Here is a 14,860-nt window from a genome sequence, read left to right on the forward strand (position 1 = left end):
ATGAAATTTAACCTTTCAGAATGGGCGCTTAAGAATAAAGGCATCATCCTTTATTTTATGCTGTTGCTTGGCATCGTGGGCATTATGTCCTATTCCAAGTTGTCACAAAGTGAAGATCCACCGTTTACCTTTAAAGTCATGGTGGTACAGACCTATTGGCCGGGAGCAACGGCCAAGGAAGTCTCGACGCTGGTGACCGACCGCATTGAAAAAGAATTAATGACCACCGGGCAATATGACCGCATCATGGCCTATTCGCGGCCAGGTGAATCGTTGGTGACCTTTGTTGCCAAAGACAGTTTGCCTTCGAGCGCTATTCCTGATGTCTGGTATAACGTGCGTAAAAAGGTCAATGATATTCGCTCACAATTGCCGAGTGGTGTACAAGGGCCGTTCTTTAATGATGAGTTTGGCGATACCTTCGGTAACATCTATGTGCTGACAGGGCACGACTTTGACTATGCGGTGATGAAAGAATATGCCGACCGTTTGCAGCTGCAATTGCAACGGGTTAAAGATGTCAGCAAGGTTAATCTGGTGGGTCTGCAAGATCAGAAAATCTGGGTTGAGCTATCAAATACCAAGGCGGTGCAGTTAGGTGTGCCTGTTAGCGCCATTCAGGAAGCGATTCAAAAACAAAATGATATGGCAGGTGCAGGTTTTTTTGAAACCGGCACAGATCGGATTCAAATTCGGGTCAGCGGGCATTTACACAGTATTGATGATCTGAAAAAAATGCCGTTGCTGGTGGGAGATAAAACCATTCAGCTGGGGGATGTGGCAGAGGTTTATCGTGGTTTTAGTGAACCTGCGCAACCGCGCATGCGTTTTATGGGCGAAAACGGTATCGGAATTGCAGTCTCGATGCGCAAAGGGGGAGACATTATTGCGCTCGGTAAAAATCTGGAAACCGAATTCAACCGCCTGCAAAAAAGCTTGCCTTTGGGCATGAAGCTGCAAAAAGTTTCGGATCAGCCAGTCGCAGTACAACGCAGTATTCACGAGTTCTTAAAAGTTCTGGCTGAAGCAGTAATCATTGTTTTATTGGTGAGTTTCTTCTCACTCGGTTTCCGTACCGGTTTGGTGGTGGCACTGTCTATTCCACTGGTACTGGCCATGACCTTTGCAGGCATGAATCTGTTTGATGTCGGGCTGCATAAGATTTCACTGGGAGCATTGATTCTGGCACTGGGGCTGCTGGTTGATGATGCGATTATCGCCGTGGAAATGATGGCGATTAAAATGGAACAAGGCTACAGCCGGCTGAAAGCTGCGGGTTTTGCTTGGCAAACCACAGCCTTTCCAATGCTAACGGGGACATTAATTACAGCCGCCGGATTTTTGCCGATTGCCACGGCACAATCTGGGACGGGGGAATATACCCGTTCTATTTTCCAAGTGGTGACCATTGCGCTGATGGTGTCATGGATCGCGGCCGTGTTATTTGTACCGTATTTGGGTGAAAAATTATTACCCGACTTCAGCAAACAGAAGCAACAAGCAGCATGGTACTTACGCTTGTGGGCAAGATTGCGCAAGCAACCTGCACCTATCGTGGAAGCACATGGTCAGCATCATGACCCGTATCAGTCCAGATTTTATCAATCTTTCCGCCGTGTGGTGGAAATCTGTATTAGCTATCGTAAAACCGTGATTGCCGTGACAGTCGGGCTCTTTGTGCTGTCGGTCGCGATGTTTAAATTGGTGCCACAACAGTTCTTCCCGCCATCGAATCGGGCTGAAATTTTGGTGGATTTAAAACTGGAAGAAGGTGCATCACTGACTGCTACAGAACAGGCCGTGCATAAGGTGGAACAGTTCCTGTCTAAACAAAAAGGCATTGATAACTATGTGGCCTATGTCGGTACTGGGTCACCGCGTTTCTATTTGCCTTTAGATCAGCAATTGCCGCAAGCCAGTTTTGCCCAGTTTGTGGTATTGGCTTCGTCGTTGGACGATCGTGATGAAATTCGCCGCTCTCTGGACCAACAGATTAAGCAGTTGTTGCCTCAAGTACGGACTCGCGTGTCTTTATTGGAAAATGGCCCCCCAGTCGGTTATCCATTGCAGTATCGTGTCTCTGGTGAAGATTTGGGGACGGTGCGTCAATGGGCGCAGAAAGTGGCTAAAGTGCTGAGTCAAGACCCGAATACCACCAATGTACATCTGGATTGGGGTGAGCCGAGCAAAATTATTGCCATTGAAATTGATCAGGATCGTGCGCGTCAAATGGGCGTTTCCAGTGTTGATTTGGCCAATTTTCTCAATGCTTCGGTCACGGGTGCGGTGATGAATCAATATCGTGAAAAGCGTGAATTGATTGAAATCCGTTTGCGTGGTGATAAATCAGAACGGGTTGAAGTGGCTTCTTTAGCCAGTTTGGCCGTCCCGACCAGCAAGGGCACCACCGTACCTTTGGCTCAAATTGCCACAATCGAACCCCGTTTTGAAGAAGGCTTGATCTGGCACCGCAATCGTTTGCCGACCATTACTGTTCGTGCTGATATTCGGACCCATTTACAACCCGCCACGGTGGTACAGCAGCTGGCTGATCAGATGCAGCGTTTACGTGCTGATTTACCAAGCGGTTATCTGCTTGAAGTGGGGGGCACGGTCGAAGAGTCAGCCAAAGGACAAAACTCGGTCAATGCGGGTATGCCCTTATTCTTGGCGGTGGTGATGACCTTATTGATGATTCAATTGCGCAGTATGTCACGGGCGACCATTGTGTTACTGACAGCCCCTTTGGGATTGATCGGTGTGGTGGCGTTCCTGTTATTGTTGAATAAGCCCTTTGGTTTTGTGGCAATGCTAGGCACGATTGCACTGTCAGGCATGATTATGCGCAACTCGCTGATCTTGATTGATCAGATCGAGCAGGATATTCAGGCAGGGCATGAGCCGTGGGACGCGGTGATTGATGCGACCATGCGTCGTTTCCGTCCCATTGTGTTGACTGCACTGGCTGCGGTATTGGCCATGATCCCGTTATCACGCAGTATTTTCTTTGGTCCGATGGCCGTTGCGATTATGGGCGGATTGATTGTTGCCACCTTATTGACCTTATTTTTCCTGCCTGCGCTCTACGCGGCATGGTTTAAGGTCAAAAAAACAACACAACTATCGTAATTATTTTGTGAATAAAGGTGCGAAACATTGAAAATTTCAATATAGTAGCATCTATATTTTAAGACCAAAAAATAATTGAATTTCATTGCATGATAAATTCTGCAAGATGCAGTGAATCGAGGTGATATAGAGCATGGGGCAAGACAATATTGAGCAGCATCGCCGCTATGTGGCGATTTCTTACGTGTTCATGTTTCTTGCATTATTTACAATCGTGTTTGCAGCGTTTGCATACCTGTTAGCACGAAAAGTTGCAATTGTGGATAATGCTGAAGTATGGATACATGCGCATGCACTCTGGATTATGCGTAATGTGCTGTTATTTCTGGTGATGGCGTTCTTTGCAGCTCTATGGTTTATTCCACTGTTCTTTTTCGCATGGAACAGCATTCTCTGGGTTACCGCAATGACGGTTGCCGGTGTGGTGTTTAGTTCGATTGCATGGTTGTTTTTATTGAATGCATGGTTAAAAGGTATTGCCAAATACTTTAAAAATAAAGCAGTTTTTTAATTTTCTGCTTTTTTATTGCAATAGACCTTGTAAATTTATCGTACAGTCCCTATTAAGGCTCTGTTGACTTTTTATTTGTTAAGTCGGCAGAGCCTATTTGTTTTTTAGATTTAAATAAATTCCGTGAGGAGCATCGCCAACCATGGCTAAACGTGATTATTATGAGGTTTTAGGCGTTTCGAAAACCGCAAGTGATGATGAGATCAAAAAAGCCTATCGTAAGTTGGCGATGAAGTATCATCCAGACCGTAACCCAGACAACGCAGAAGCAGAAGAAAAATTCAAAGAAGCGGCAGAAGCGTATGAAGTGCTGTCTGATGAAGAAAAGCGCAGCATGTATGACCGTGCTGGACATAGTGCCTTTGAAGGCGGCTTTGGCGGCGCAGGTGGCGGCTTCGGCGGTTTTAGCGCAGAAGACATCTTTAGTCAGTTTGGCGATATCTTCGGTGGTGCATTTGGTGGCGGTGGCCGTCAGCAACAACGTCAACGCCGTGGTTCAGACCTCCGTTATGTGATGGAACTGACGCTTGAAGAAGCGGTCAAAGGGGTGAAAAAAACCATTACCTTTACTGCACCAGCACCATGTGAAACCTGTGATGGTAAGGGATCTAAAAATCCAAATGATGTTGAAACCTGTCGTACCTGTCATGGTGCGGGTCAAGTGCGCATGCAACAAGGTTTCTTCTCGGTTCAGCAGACCTGTAGCACCTGTCGTGGTCAAGGTAAAATCATCAAGAACCCATGCACGAGCTGTCATGGTTCAGGCGTTGCAGACCGTCAGCAAACCCTTGAAGTCACCATTCCTGCAGGCGTAGACAATGGTGACCGCGTACGCTTAACTGGCAAAGGTGAAGCGATTCGTGATGGTCAAGCGGGTGACTTATATGTTGAAGTGGTGGTTCGTGAACACGAAGTCTTCCAACGTGATGGTGCAGATCTGTATATGGATGTACCTGTCAGCATTGCAGATGCAGCTTTAGGGAAAGAAATTGAAATTCCGACCCTTGATGGTCGTGTCAGCTTAAAAATTCCAGAAGGAACGCAAACCGGTAAATTATTCCGCTTACGTGGTAAAGGTGTTCGTCCTGTACGTAGCAGCATGGTTGGGGATTTACTCTGCCGTATCGTGGTGGAAACCCCAGTGAACTTAAACAGTCGCCAACGTGAATTGTTAAAAGAACTGCAAGCGTCTTTTGATGGTGATGGCCATGCTGCATCGCCAAAGAAAAAATCATTCTTTGATCGCCTATTTGATTAATTGGCATTCATAAAAAAACCTGCTGCGGCAGGTTTTTTTATGGGAAATTTTTAGCGCAGCCAAAGAGTTTTGCTATAGTAGCTCAATTGTTTAAATAAAAGACTGGGAAAAATTATGTCAACTTCTCCACGCATTGGAATCTTGGGTGCAGGCGGACGCATGGGACGCATTCTGATTCAAGCGGTACAACAAGCAGGCTATCAACTTGCCGCAGCTGTTGAGCGTCCTGAAAGCAGCTTGGTGGGTGCGGATGCAGGTGAGCTTGCAGGGATCGGTAACATCGGTGTCAAGATCGTGGGAAGTTTGAGTGAGGTTCTAAAAGATTGTGATGTGGTGATTGATTTCACGGCACCTGTGGCCACTGAACAGCACTTGAAGTTATGCCGTGAAGCGGGCGTGGCTATGGTGATTGGAACCACGGGCATGTCGGATGAACAAAAGGCATTCTTGGACGAAACCGCGACCCAGACCCCTGTGGTGTATGCTGCCAACTATTCAGTCGGTGTCAATGTGTCGATTAAATTATTGGAACTGGCTGCAAAAGTGTTTGGCGATACGGTGGATATTGAAATCATTGAAGCGCACCACCGTCATAAAGTCGATGCACCATCAGGTACTGCATTTATGATGGGTGAGGCGATTGCGGATACCTTAGGCCGCAACTTGAAAGACGTGGCAGTGTATGGCCGTGAAGGCTATACCGGCCCGCGTGATCGTCAGACCATTGGTTTTGAAACCATCCGTGGTGGTGATATCGTCGGTGAACATACGGTGATGTTTATTGGTGAAGGCGAGCGGGTTGAAGTGACACACAAAGCCACCAACCGTATGAACTTCGCTTCAGGCGCAGTCCGTGCCGCGGCGTGGGTGGTTGGCCGTGAAGCAGGTAAATATGATATGAAAGATGTTTTAGGCTTTAACGAGATTGAAGTATAAAACGCTACGATTTGCTACTATAAAAGCGCTTGTTGAGCTTGGTTTCCAGTTAGAGTGAGACAGGCGCTTACCCTCATTAAAACAATTGAGCATGACATGAATAAAAAACATATTGTTCTTGCTACACTGCTAAGCGTGACCAGCTGGGCTGCAAGTGCTGCGACAGACACTGCCAAACTGAGTTTAAACCGTAATAATATTAAAGTCTGGACGTATCAGGCCGAAAATAATCCGATTATTCAATATAAAGCTGAAACCACCTTTGATGTGCCTTTAGAACGCGCTGTTGCCGTGGTCTTGGATGTTGAGCGTACCCCACAATGGGTACCTTATGTCGGTAAAGTGCAGATGCTGTCTCGAGATGATAAAAAGGGTGAGTTTACCTTGTACATGGTGCTGGATTTCCCTTTTCCTTTAAAAGACCGCGATGTGGTGATTAAAGGAAAAATGAGCAAAAATGCAGATGGCAGCATCAGTATTAAAAATAATGCCATTCAGAATAACTACCCTGAGCAGCCTGATGTGGTGCGTTTAACCAAGTATGCGGGCGATTGGACTTTCCAGAAACTGGCCAATAATAAAGTGAAAGTCACCACCAATGGTTATGCCGATCCTGCGGGTTCAATTCCATTGAGCTTTGTGAATATGTTTGTGCAGCAGCAGCCCTATCAAATGCTGATGAAGATGAAAAAAGAAGTCAATAATCCGATCTATACGCAACCGAAATTACCGGATGTATTAAAATAAAACAAAGCCTGATTTAATCAGGCTTTGTTTTATTTGGGGAGATTAAGCTTGTGGGCATTGCTGTAATTGCGCACTGGATTTGGCCGCCAGTTTGATTTGAATCAGAACCAAGATCAGACCGATACCTGCCAACACAGCGCCGATCATCGAGACTGCTGCGTAGTTCAAGCCGAGACTTAACACCGCACCGCCTGCAGCTGCACCAATGGCATTGCCGAGGTTAAAGGCGCCGATATTGACTGAAGAAGCAAGACCAGAGGCCTCATGCGCAACTGACATCACCCGCATTTGTAATGGCGGAACGATGGCGAAGGCTGCAGCTCCCCAGATCACTAAAGCAAACGCTGCCCCCAATTGTGTTTGAGCAAGGATTGGGAAGATCAGCATTAAGCTCATTAGCAACAGCAGGAAGCCAATCAGGGTTTTGTTCACGGATACATCCGCAAACTTGCCACCGAAATGGTTACCGATTGAGAAACCAATCCCGATCAAGACCAACATCAGGGTGATAAAGGTCGGTGAAGCATGAATGAACTCCACCAGACTTGGCGCGATATAGGTGTACAAGGTAAACATGGCTGAGGCACCAAACACCGTGGTCAGTAATGCCAAAACGACAGGCAGGCGAGTCAGAACTTTGAGTTCCATTTTCACATTCGGTTTTTGACCCACAGCACCGACGGGTAGGGCTTTCCAGAGTGCTAGCATGGTAATGACCCCGAGCACAGAAATGGCAAGGAAAGACATGCGCCAGCCAATATTTTGTCCCACCCATGTTGCTAGTGGTACGCCACCAATATTGGCGATGGTCAGTCCCATAAACATGCTGGCCACCGCACTGGCCTGTTTATTTGCTGGAACAACACTAGCAGCCACCACAGAACCAATCCCGAAGAAGGCACCGTGATTCAGACTGGTAATCAGGCGAGCGCCCATCAAACTCATATAGTTGGGTGCAAAGGCTGCGATCAGGTTACCAAGGGTGAAGATTGCCATGAGCAGAATCAGGGCATTCCGACGGGCAAAGCCACCAAACCATAAGGTCATGATCGGTGCACCGAGCATCACACCCAGTGCATAACCCGTAATCAGCATGCCCGCACTTGGGATCGAGACCCCAAGATCATTGGCAATATTGGGCAACAGACCCATGGGAGAGAACTCTGTAGTGCCAATGGCAAATGCACCAATAGCCAGTGCCAGCAACGGAAGGTTGAGGCGGCTGCTCATGTTATTGGTCCCATTCAGGCGCAAAAGGGTCAGGGCTCACTTCTCGACCATTACGTTCCAGTTGAGCGATCAGCTGCATTTCCTCTGCACTTAAAATTAAGTCTTGTGCTTTTAAGTTGCTGATCAGGTTTTCGCGTTTTGTGGATGATGGAATCACAGCAAAACCGTTTTGTAAGGCCCAAGCCAATGCCACTTGTGCGGTGGTTGCCTGATGTTGTGCTGCAATCTCCGATAAGATTGGATCATGTAGTACTTTGCCATAGGCCAGTGTCATATATGAGGTCACATCAATATTTTGTTCACCTAAAAAATTGACCAAGGTGCGGTTTTGTAGATACGGGCTTAACTCAATTTGGTTGGTGGCAATGTGTTCTACACCAATGCTGTCAATCGCTTGCTGAGTCAAAGCAATATTGAAATTCGAGATACCAATTTGTTTGGTCAAACCTTGTTGTTTCGCTTCTAACAGCAATTGCATCACACTGGGGATGGACACACCGAGTTGTGGCGCAGGCCAGTGGATTAGGGTCAGATCAACAGCATCGGTACGAAGTTTTTGTAAGCTGTCTTTTAAGCTGGGAATGAATTTGTCTTCAGCAAAGTTATCGACCCAGATTTTTGTGGTGAGGAACAGATCTTGACGAGCGACGCCACTTTCAGCAATGGCTTGGCCAACCGCAGCTTCGTTTGCATAAATTTGAGCAGTATCAATGGCACGATAGCCTACTTCTAGGGCAGTTTTAACTGAATCAATCACTACTTGATCTTTAAGACGGAAAGTACCTAAACCGAATTTTGGGATATGCATCTTATTCACCTAATCTTGTATTGCTCAATGGAGCGTTTTCTGTGGATGGCTGCTATTTTGCGATGATTATTGTTGCTAAAAAATAGAGGAATTTGCAAAATACAGTTGACTAAATATCAATAATTGAGAGGGTGGCAATGAAGTCTACGGTAGAAGAACTGCTTGCTTTTATGACCATCGTCGATACAGGTTCATTTATTGCCGCTGCCGAACGACTAGGGCAGACTGCATCGGGGCTGAGTCGTTCACTCAGTCGTTTAGAATCCAAGCTCGAAGTGACCTTGCTGGAGCGCACCACACGCAAATTAAAACTGACACAGGAAGGGCTGCAATTCCTGCAACAGGCCCGTAAAATTCTCAGTGATCTGAATGCCGCCGAAGAAGCATTACAGAAATCAGATCAAGATACTTCGGGGGTAATTCGAATTGACTCGGCCACACCGTTTATTCTGCATGTGATTACGCCGTTAGTACACCAGTTTCGGCAGTGCTATCCCAATATTGAGGTCGAGCTGAATAGCAATGATTTGGTGATTGATCTGCTGGAACATAAAACCGATGTGGCGTTTCGTTTTGGTGAATTACATGATTCCAGTCTGCATGCCAAATTGGTGTGTAAAAGCCGGATTTATATCGTTGCCAGTCCTGAATATCTAAAGCGTAAGGGGAGGCCTTTACAGCCTCAAGCATTGCCTGAACATGATGTGATTGGTTTTACCCGTCCGACCTATATCAACACTTGGCCGATTAAAATTGAGGGTGAATATTTTCAGGCACAACCCAGAGTCAGAGCCTCAAGTGGTGAAACTGTGCGACAACTCTGTTTACGTGGGCAGGGGATTGCCCGACTGTCTGAATTTGAGATTTGGCAGGACATTAAACAAGGGCGCCTTGAGGCATTGTTTGAGGACCAGATTGAACATTCTTATCAAAGCATCCATGCGGTGTATTATCAGCAAGAGCACTTGCCGAAACGGGTCCGTTTATTTATTGAGTTTTTGACTGAGCAACTAAGTCAGGGCTTCTCGGTTTGCCAATAGCTTCATTTTGCAGTTGTACATTCAGCACCGGAATTGATGGTCCTGCTTTTTGGATCACTGACACCACAATCTGTTGCTGCTGTAGCTTACATTCAAGTTCGACCGTTGGCAGAAATGTGCTTGAGAGCATTACGCCATTTTCATTGGGCTTTTTATAGGTGAGTTTGATGATCTGAGCGTGTGCTGGGGCTGTAGCTTGTTCCATTTTCCATAATTCATAGGTCGGTTGGTTCTGAATTTGCAGATAGCCCTGTGAGAGTGATTTACACACTTGTTGTTGCTGATAGGTGGCTTGTTCGGTGAAATGGCAGCCTGTAAATAAAATGGCACTTAATATAAATAAAATATTATTTTTCATAATCTTATCCTTTGGCTGTTGATTTTTATAGCTTAACGGTGTTGTATAAACCAATACAGATACAGAAATTTATAAAAAAGCAGTACAGAAATGACTTTCCAATATCAACGTTTAGCAGAACAGCTGGCGCGTAAAATTTACCAGCATGAGTTACAGCCCCAACAAAAGTTAAGTTCTTTAAGGGAATTTGCACGTCAGCAAAGCATTAGTTTGAGTACTGCCCAGCAATGCTATGAACTGCTAGAAGCCAAGGGACTGATCTATGTAAAAGCCAAATCAGGCTATTTCGTTAATTCGAGACACTATCAAAGTGCTGTTCCTGATAGCCCGCAGTTTGAATCCAAAGCTCGGCGGGTTTCAAATTTAGATTTGCAAAACCAAATTCAAACCGCATCGATTCAAAACAATTTAACCCCTTTGGGGGCAATTCAATTGTCTCCTCATTTGATTCCTGTGGATGGTCTACGTCGTTCTCTGCAACGTGCCCTCAAACACTGCCAACCTGAAGATTTTTTATACTGTAATAAACAGGGACATCAACATCTGCGCCAAGCTTTGTCCGATCATTGGCGGGAAGATGGGATTTATGTGGCGACAGAAGATATTTTTATTAGCAATGGCTGTATGCCCGCTTTATCGCTGTTGATTCAACAGATCAGTCAAGAAGGCGACAGCATTTTGCTTCCAACTCCGACCTTTAATGGTCAGTTGCAAATGTTGGCCAGCCTGAAGCGCAACATTATCGAAATTCCGGCTGATCATCGTGGTATTGATTTGGAACGTTTAGAGTTTTTTATGCAGCAGGGCAGTGCCAAGCTGTGTCTGCTTACCGCCAATTTCCAGAATCCATTGGGCTACTGCCTCAACAATGAACAGAAACAGCAGATCGCGCGACTGGCACAGAAGTATCAATGCTTTATTTTGGAGGATGATATTTATGGTGAATGTAGCTTCCAAAAAGAACGCCCTTTGCCCGTTCGTTATTGGGATCAGGAAGGCTATGTCATCTGGTGTGGTTCTGTGTCTAAATCCTTATCCACCGCCTACCGAGTAGGATGGTTTTGTTTAGGGCGACAGTTACAGCATTTACGCCCTCAGTTGTTGGCCAATAATGTCGGTGTGAATACACCGCTACAGTTGGGCTTGGCAGATTTTATTTACAGTCGTGGTTATCGGGAGCATCTTGATCGCTTAAGGCCTAAGTTAATGCAGCAGGTGGAACAGTATCGAGCCTATATTCTAGAGTGCTTCCACGGTATTCCGATTGCGCTGAGTCAATCGCAAGGCGGTTATGCCTTATGGATGCAACTACCAGAAAGTATTACGGGTTTGGAGCTCTATTATCTGGCACAAGCACAGGGAATCAATATTGTACCTGGCGAGGTGTTTGGCGAAGACCGTCGTTATCAGCATTTTATTCGATTAAATGCAGGGCATGCATTAACGGCTGAAATCCGTCATGCCATTCAAAAGTTAGCGCAGTGGACACGGGCCAGTTTGAGTTCATTAGAGCATTAAGGTCCAGTCGACCATCAGAATGAAAAGAGGGATAAAAACAATGCAACCTACAATTGCTGAGAAAAGAAAAATATTTCGTGACCTGCATCAGACAGGCTGTTTTGTGTTGCCTAATCCATGGGATGCAGGCAGTGCCAGAATGTTGCAGCAACTTGGTTATCATGCCTTGGCAACAAGCAGTGCGGGTTATGCTTGGTCGTGTGGCAAGACCGATGGGCAGTTGTCACGCGCAGAGGTCCTGACTCATCTGCACACTCTGGTTCAATCAACCGACCTGCCGGTAAATGCAGATTTTGAAAGTGGTTTTGCCGAGACCATTGAGGGCGTGTTTGAAAGCGTCAGTATGGCAATCGCAACGGGTGTTGCGGGTATTTCGATTGAAGACTCGACCGGCAATATGGAACAACCCTTACGAGAGCTTGAAGATGCGGTTGCGCGGATAGCTGCCGCACGTCAAGCGATTGATGCAAGTGGTGAAGATGTGCTGCTGATTGGGCGTGCTGAAAACTTCTTTGTTGGTGTTCCTGATCTAGAGGATACCCTTACGCGACTGAAAGCCTATGCTGCTGCGGGTGCAGATTGTCTTTATGCGCCTGGTATCAAAACAGCTGAACAGATTGTTGCGGTGGTGCAAGCTGTGGCCCCCAAGCCCGTCAATGTTCTGGTCGCTTGGGACAGTGAACTGAGCGTACAAACACTGGCATCCTTAGGCGTTCGACGAATCAGTGTCGGGAGTGCATTGGCGCGGACGGCATGGAACAGTTTTATTCAGGCAGCCAGCTCGATTGCGGAAACAGGCCGTTTTAACTGTTTTGCAGAGAATATCTCTGGGGCGGAACTGAATAAAAGATTGGGCTAATAGCCGCCAAGCGATTGGCGCATTGACGGACCATAACGAAATCAGCTGAATTAATCGAAATCGGCTTTGAGCACGATACGATAACGGGCTTGCCCTGAATGGAGTCGTTCAATGGCTGCATTCAGTTGTGACATTGGGAACAACTCAATTTGTGGTGCAATGTTTTTTCGTGCCGCAAACTGTAACAACTGGCGGAGTGCCAAAGGAGAACCTGTGGGTGAGGAGGTGACTGATTTGGCACCGCCCATGATTGCACCCACGGAAACAGGGATCGGTTCTAAAGTCACGCCGAGGAAATGGAGACGACCTTTGGGTGCAAGGGTATTCAGATAGGCTTGCCAGTTCAAGGTCACATTGACAGTGCTAAGTAATAAATCAAATTTGCCGCGTTGTGCCTTGATGGCTTGTGCATCACGACTATTCACCACATGGTCAGCGCCCATGGCTTTGAGTTCTTCAGTTTTGTCTGGACTCGAACTAAAGGCGGTAATTTCACAGCCCCATGCTTTCAGCAATTTAATCGCAATATGACCGAGACCACCAATACCAATCACGCCGACATGATGCGTGGCTTGAATTTTATGTTTGAGTAAAGGATCAAAGACTGTAATGCCACCACACAGCAGTGGACCTGCACTTTCAGGATCTAAGTCCTCAGGTAGAGGAATAACCCACTGCCAGCCTGCACGGACTTTATCGGCAAAACCACCAGCATGACCCACAATGGTCGAGATCTTTCCGCCCGTACAGAGCACCTGATTGCCACCGATACACGGATCGCAAGCTTGGCAGCTTTCTGCGGTCCAGCCAATACCGACGCGTTGACCAAGCTTAAGCCCCTTGGCTTCCGACCCTAGTGCAATAATGGTACCAATGATCTCATGACCTGCAACAGCAGGATAAACCGAGGATTGCCATTCATTGTTGATGACGGAAAGGTCAGAATGACACAGTCCGCAATATTCGACTTTGATTTCAACCTGATGGGCTGCTAACTCACCCGCATCAAATTGGTAGGGCACCAGTGGCTGACCTGCTTGCATTGCAGCATAAGCTCGTACTTGATTTTGACTCATGACAACTCCCATTCAAGGAAAATCGATGAAGATTGGTTATTTAAACTGACAATTATTTTCATGGTCATTGACCATGCCGACCGCTTGCATAAAGGCATAGCATGTGGTGGGACCTACAAATTTAAAACCGAGTTTTTTAAGTGACTTGGACAGCTTTTGGCTGATCTCGGTCTGGGCGGGCGCATCACGATAATGAACGACATCATTATTTGATGTTTGATGATCGACAAAACTCCATAGCCAAGCAGGCACATCTTCAACGTCATCCTTAAGTTCTAGCCAAGCAATCGCATTATCCCGAATGGCTTTGAGTTTACCGAGATGACGGATTAAACCGGCATCGCTGAGTTTGAGTTCGAGTTGATCATCACTGAGCGCTGCGACTTCGGCAATCGGATGTTGAAAGAAATGTTTACGGTAGTGTTCACGTTTTTTTAACACCGTGATCCATGATAAACCCGCTTGTTGTCCTTCCAGACAGAGCATTTCGAATAGATGTGCTTCCTCATGTTGTGGCTTGCCCCATTCTTGATCATGGTAAGCCATATAGAGAGGATCATCGGAGCACCAGCCACAGCGTTGAGTTGTCATATTTGATGCTCCTTGTTGTTATTAGAACAGAATGAATTAGAGTTTGAATATCACCCATTCATTTGGGCGAGTATCCCAATAATACAATTCTGCATCGCTTAAATCAGCAAATTTAAGCCAAAAGTCTTTACCTGATTTATCGGCAAAGCCGGTACTGATGAGTAAGGCATCTTCAGTAATTTCCATGATCCAACCCTGATAGCTGGCGCCATTCAGGATGATTTTTTGCTGATTTCCAGACTCTGCAAATTCAACCAGACGTTTAATCAATGCTTCTGACATTGTGTGTTCCTAACGTAAATATGGGTATGGGTTGACTGCGCCACGGCCCTTGCCATTCAAATAAATTCCGTAGTGTAAATGCGGAGCGGTATAGCGGGCATTTCCAGTATTGCCTACATAGCCGATCAGATCACCTTTGCGCACATAATCTCCTACATTGAGACCACGTTTGTGTCCATCCAGATGCGCATAATAGTGCCAAGAGCCTGCTGGCCCCATGATCCAGATGACTTTGCCACCTAAATTATTATTACGTAAATCAGCAACTAAGCCCTCGGTTGCACTATACACTTTCGTGCCTCGCTCTGCCATGATATCAATGCCTTCATGACTACGACCCTGACTACGTGCGGCACCCCAAGTATCACTTAATTGGTTTCGACTCACCCCTTTGACTGGCACGGGTAAACGGCTGTCTAAACGCATCGTTTTAAGTTTATTCACCTGAGCATCGGGTAATGGGGTAGGTTTCTTTGGCGCAGTTGCACATGCTGATAGTAGAATCATCAACATACCT

At 46.3% G+C, this 14,860-nt stretch carries 15 protein-coding genes; 8 read left to right on the forward strand and 7 right to left on the reverse strand.

What is annotated here, in order from left to right; genetic code table 11:
* From F895_RS18605 to F895_RS18585, 5 genes are all read left to right on the forward strand, one after another.
* The gene (locus tag F895_RS18605; RefSeq protein ID WP_005237990.1) at nucleotides 1–3,129 is read left to right on the forward strand and encodes an efflux RND transporter permease subunit; all 3,129 of its coding nucleotides are present in this window, start codon (nucleotides 1–3) and stop codon (nucleotides 3,127–3,129) included.
* Nucleotides 3,130–3,262: 133 nt separating this feature from the next.
* A complete protein-coding gene (locus F895_RS18600) occupies nucleotides 3,263–3,640 on the forward strand; it encodes a hypothetical protein (RefSeq protein ID WP_005237992.1) in 378 nt (125 codons plus the stop codon).
* A 142-nt stretch (nucleotides 3,641–3,782) separates the two neighbouring features.
* A complete protein-coding gene (gene dnaJ, locus F895_RS18595) occupies nucleotides 3,783–4,898 on the forward strand; it encodes a molecular chaperone DnaJ (protein WP_005237993.1) in 1,116 nt (371 codons plus the stop codon).
* A 114-nt stretch (nucleotides 4,899–5,012) separates the two neighbouring features.
* On the forward strand, nucleotides 5,013–5,834 hold the full coding sequence (gene dapB / locus F895_RS18590; RefSeq protein WP_005237994.1) for a 4-hydroxy-tetrahydrodipicolinate reductase: 822 nt from the start codon (nucleotides 5,013–5,015) through the stop codon (nucleotides 5,832–5,834).
* A gap of 96 nt (nucleotides 5,835–5,930) precedes the next feature.
* The gene (locus tag F895_RS18585; RefSeq protein WP_005237995.1) at nucleotides 5,931–6,581 is read left to right on the forward strand and encodes an START domain-containing protein; all 651 of its coding nucleotides are present in this window, start codon (nucleotides 5,931–5,933) and stop codon (nucleotides 6,579–6,581) included.
* A 42-nt stretch (nucleotides 6,582–6,623) separates the two neighbouring features.
* Here F895_RS18585 and F895_RS18580 read toward each other — a convergent pair whose 3' ends face one another.
* Nucleotides 6,624–7,811: an MFS transporter gene (locus F895_RS18580; RefSeq protein WP_005237996.1), complete on the reverse strand. Its 1,188-nt coding sequence runs from the start codon at nucleotides 7,809–7,811 to the stop codon at nucleotides 6,624–6,626.
* Nucleotide 7,812: 1 nt separating this feature from the next.
* Nucleotides 7,813–8,619, reverse strand: a complete 807-nt coding sequence (dkgB, locus tag F895_RS18575) for a 2,5-didehydrogluconate reductase DkgB (RefSeq protein ID WP_005237997.1) — start codon at nucleotides 8,617–8,619, stop codon at nucleotides 7,813–7,815.
* Between the two features lie 137 nt (nucleotides 8,620–8,756).
* Between dkgB and F895_RS18570 the strand changes: the two genes are divergently transcribed.
* Nucleotides 8,757–9,659 (forward strand): LysR family transcriptional regulator, encoded by a 903-nt coding sequence (locus F895_RS18570; RefSeq protein ID WP_005237998.1) that lies wholly within the window; start codon nucleotides 8,757–8,759, stop codon nucleotides 9,657–9,659.
* Here F895_RS18570 and F895_RS18565 read toward each other — a convergent pair.
* On the reverse strand, nucleotides 9,607–10,017 hold the full coding sequence (locus F895_RS18565) for a hypothetical protein (protein ID WP_005237999.1): 411 nt from the start codon (nucleotides 10,015–10,017) through the stop codon (nucleotides 9,607–9,609). The two genes, F895_RS18570 and F895_RS18565, sit on opposite strands and share 53 nt — an antisense overlap.
* A gap of 90 nt (nucleotides 10,018–10,107) precedes the next feature.
* Here F895_RS18565 and F895_RS18560 point away from each other — a divergent pair, with 90 nt between their 5' ends.
* Together F895_RS18560 and F895_RS18555 are read left to right on the forward strand one after the other, a co-directional pair.
* The gene (locus F895_RS18560) at nucleotides 10,108–11,535 is read left to right on the forward strand and encodes an aminotransferase-like domain-containing protein (protein ID WP_005238000.1); all 1,428 of its coding nucleotides are present in this window, start codon (nucleotides 10,108–10,110) and stop codon (nucleotides 11,533–11,535) included.
* A gap of 40 nt (nucleotides 11,536–11,575) precedes the next feature.
* Entirely contained in the window at nucleotides 11,576–12,394 is an 819-nt protein-coding gene (locus F895_RS18555) for an isocitrate lyase/PEP mutase family protein (protein WP_005238005.1), read from the forward strand.
* Nucleotides 12,395–12,444: 50 nt separating this feature from the next.
* Here the strand turns inward: F895_RS18555 and ahr are convergent, their stop codons facing one another.
* Genes ahr through F895_RS18535 form a run of 4 tightly spaced genes read right to left on the reverse strand, consistent with a single transcriptional unit; the run spans nucleotide 12,445 to nucleotide 14,856 of the window.
* Nucleotides 12,445–13,470, reverse strand: coding sequence for an NADPH-dependent aldehyde reductase Ahr (gene ahr / locus F895_RS18550; RefSeq protein ID WP_005238006.1), 1,026 nt, complete (start codon nucleotides 13,468–13,470; stop codon nucleotides 12,445–12,447).
* Between the two features lie 36 nt (nucleotides 13,471–13,506).
* Entirely contained in the window at nucleotides 13,507–14,061 is a 555-nt protein-coding gene (locus tag F895_RS18545; RefSeq protein WP_005238007.1) for a DNA-3-methyladenine glycosylase I, read from the reverse strand.
* Between the two features lie 36 nt (nucleotides 14,062–14,097).
* Complete coding sequence (locus F895_RS18540) at nucleotides 14,098–14,343, reverse strand: hypothetical protein (RefSeq protein WP_005238008.1); 246 nt, start codon at nucleotides 14,341–14,343, stop codon at nucleotides 14,098–14,100.
* 9 nt (nucleotides 14,344–14,352) lie between these two features.
* Nucleotides 14,353–14,856, reverse strand: a complete 504-nt coding sequence (locus tag F895_RS18535) for a M23 family metallopeptidase (protein WP_373462998.1) — start codon at nucleotides 14,854–14,856, stop codon at nucleotides 14,353–14,355.
* Nucleotides 14,857–14,860: the final 4 nt, after the last annotated feature.

Source organism: Acinetobacter sp. CIP 64.2 (genome assembly GCF_000369645.1).
In the GTDB taxonomy this organism is placed as follows: Bacteria; Pseudomonadota; Gammaproteobacteria; order Pseudomonadales; family Moraxellaceae; genus Acinetobacter.

What these genes read in the sequence shown, in the direction of transcription:
- F895_RS18605 (WP_005237990.1), top strand. Translation starts at nt 1, where the DNA reads ATGAAATTTAACCTTTCAGAATGGGCGCTTAAGAATAAAGGCATCATC.
- F895_RS18600 (WP_005237992.1), top strand. Translation starts at nt 3,263, where the DNA reads ATGGGGCAAGACAATATTGAGCAGCATCGCCGCTATGTGGCGATTTCT.
- dnaJ (WP_005237993.1), top strand. Translation starts at nt 3,783, where the DNA reads ATGGCTAAACGTGATTATTATGAGGTTTTAGGCGTTTCGAAAACCGCA.
- dapB (WP_005237994.1), top strand. Translation starts at nt 5,013, where the DNA reads ATGTCAACTTCTCCACGCATTGGAATCTTGGGTGCAGGCGGACGCATG.
- F895_RS18585 (WP_005237995.1), top strand. Translation starts at nt 5,931, where the DNA reads ATGAATAAAAAACATATTGTTCTTGCTACACTGCTAAGCGTGACCAGC.
- F895_RS18580 (WP_005237996.1), bottom strand. Translation starts at nt 7,811, where the DNA reads ATGAGCAGCCGCCTCAACCTTCCGTTGCTGGCACTGGCTATTGGTGCA.
- dkgB (WP_005237997.1), bottom strand. Translation starts at nt 8,619, where the DNA reads ATGCATATCCCAAAATTCGGTTTAGGTACTTTCCGTCTTAAAGATCAA.
- F895_RS18570 (WP_005237998.1), top strand. Translation starts at nt 8,757, where the DNA reads ATGAAGTCTACGGTAGAAGAACTGCTTGCTTTTATGACCATCGTCGAT.
- F895_RS18565 (WP_005237999.1), bottom strand. Translation starts at nt 10,017, where the DNA reads ATGAAAAATAATATTTTATTTATATTAAGTGCCATTTTATTTACAGGC.
- F895_RS18560 (WP_005238000.1), top strand. Translation starts at nt 10,108, where the DNA reads ATGACTTTCCAATATCAACGTTTAGCAGAACAGCTGGCGCGTAAAATT.
- F895_RS18555 (WP_005238005.1), top strand. Translation starts at nt 11,576, where the DNA reads ATGCAACCTACAATTGCTGAGAAAAGAAAAATATTTCGTGACCTGCAT.
- ahr (WP_005238006.1), bottom strand. Translation starts at nt 13,470, where the DNA reads ATGAGTCAAAATCAAGTACGAGCTTATGCTGCAATGCAAGCAGGTCAG.
- F895_RS18545 (WP_005238007.1), bottom strand. Translation starts at nt 14,061, where the DNA reads ATGACAACTCAACGCTGTGGCTGGTGCTCCGATGATCCTCTCTATATG.
- F895_RS18540 (WP_005238008.1), bottom strand. Translation starts at nt 14,343, where the DNA reads ATGTCAGAAGCATTGATTAAACGTCTGGTTGAATTTGCAGAGTCTGGA.
- F895_RS18535 (WP_373462998.1), bottom strand. Translation starts at nt 14,856, where the DNA reads ATGTTGATGATTCTACTATCAGCATGTGCAACTGCGCCAAAGAAACCT.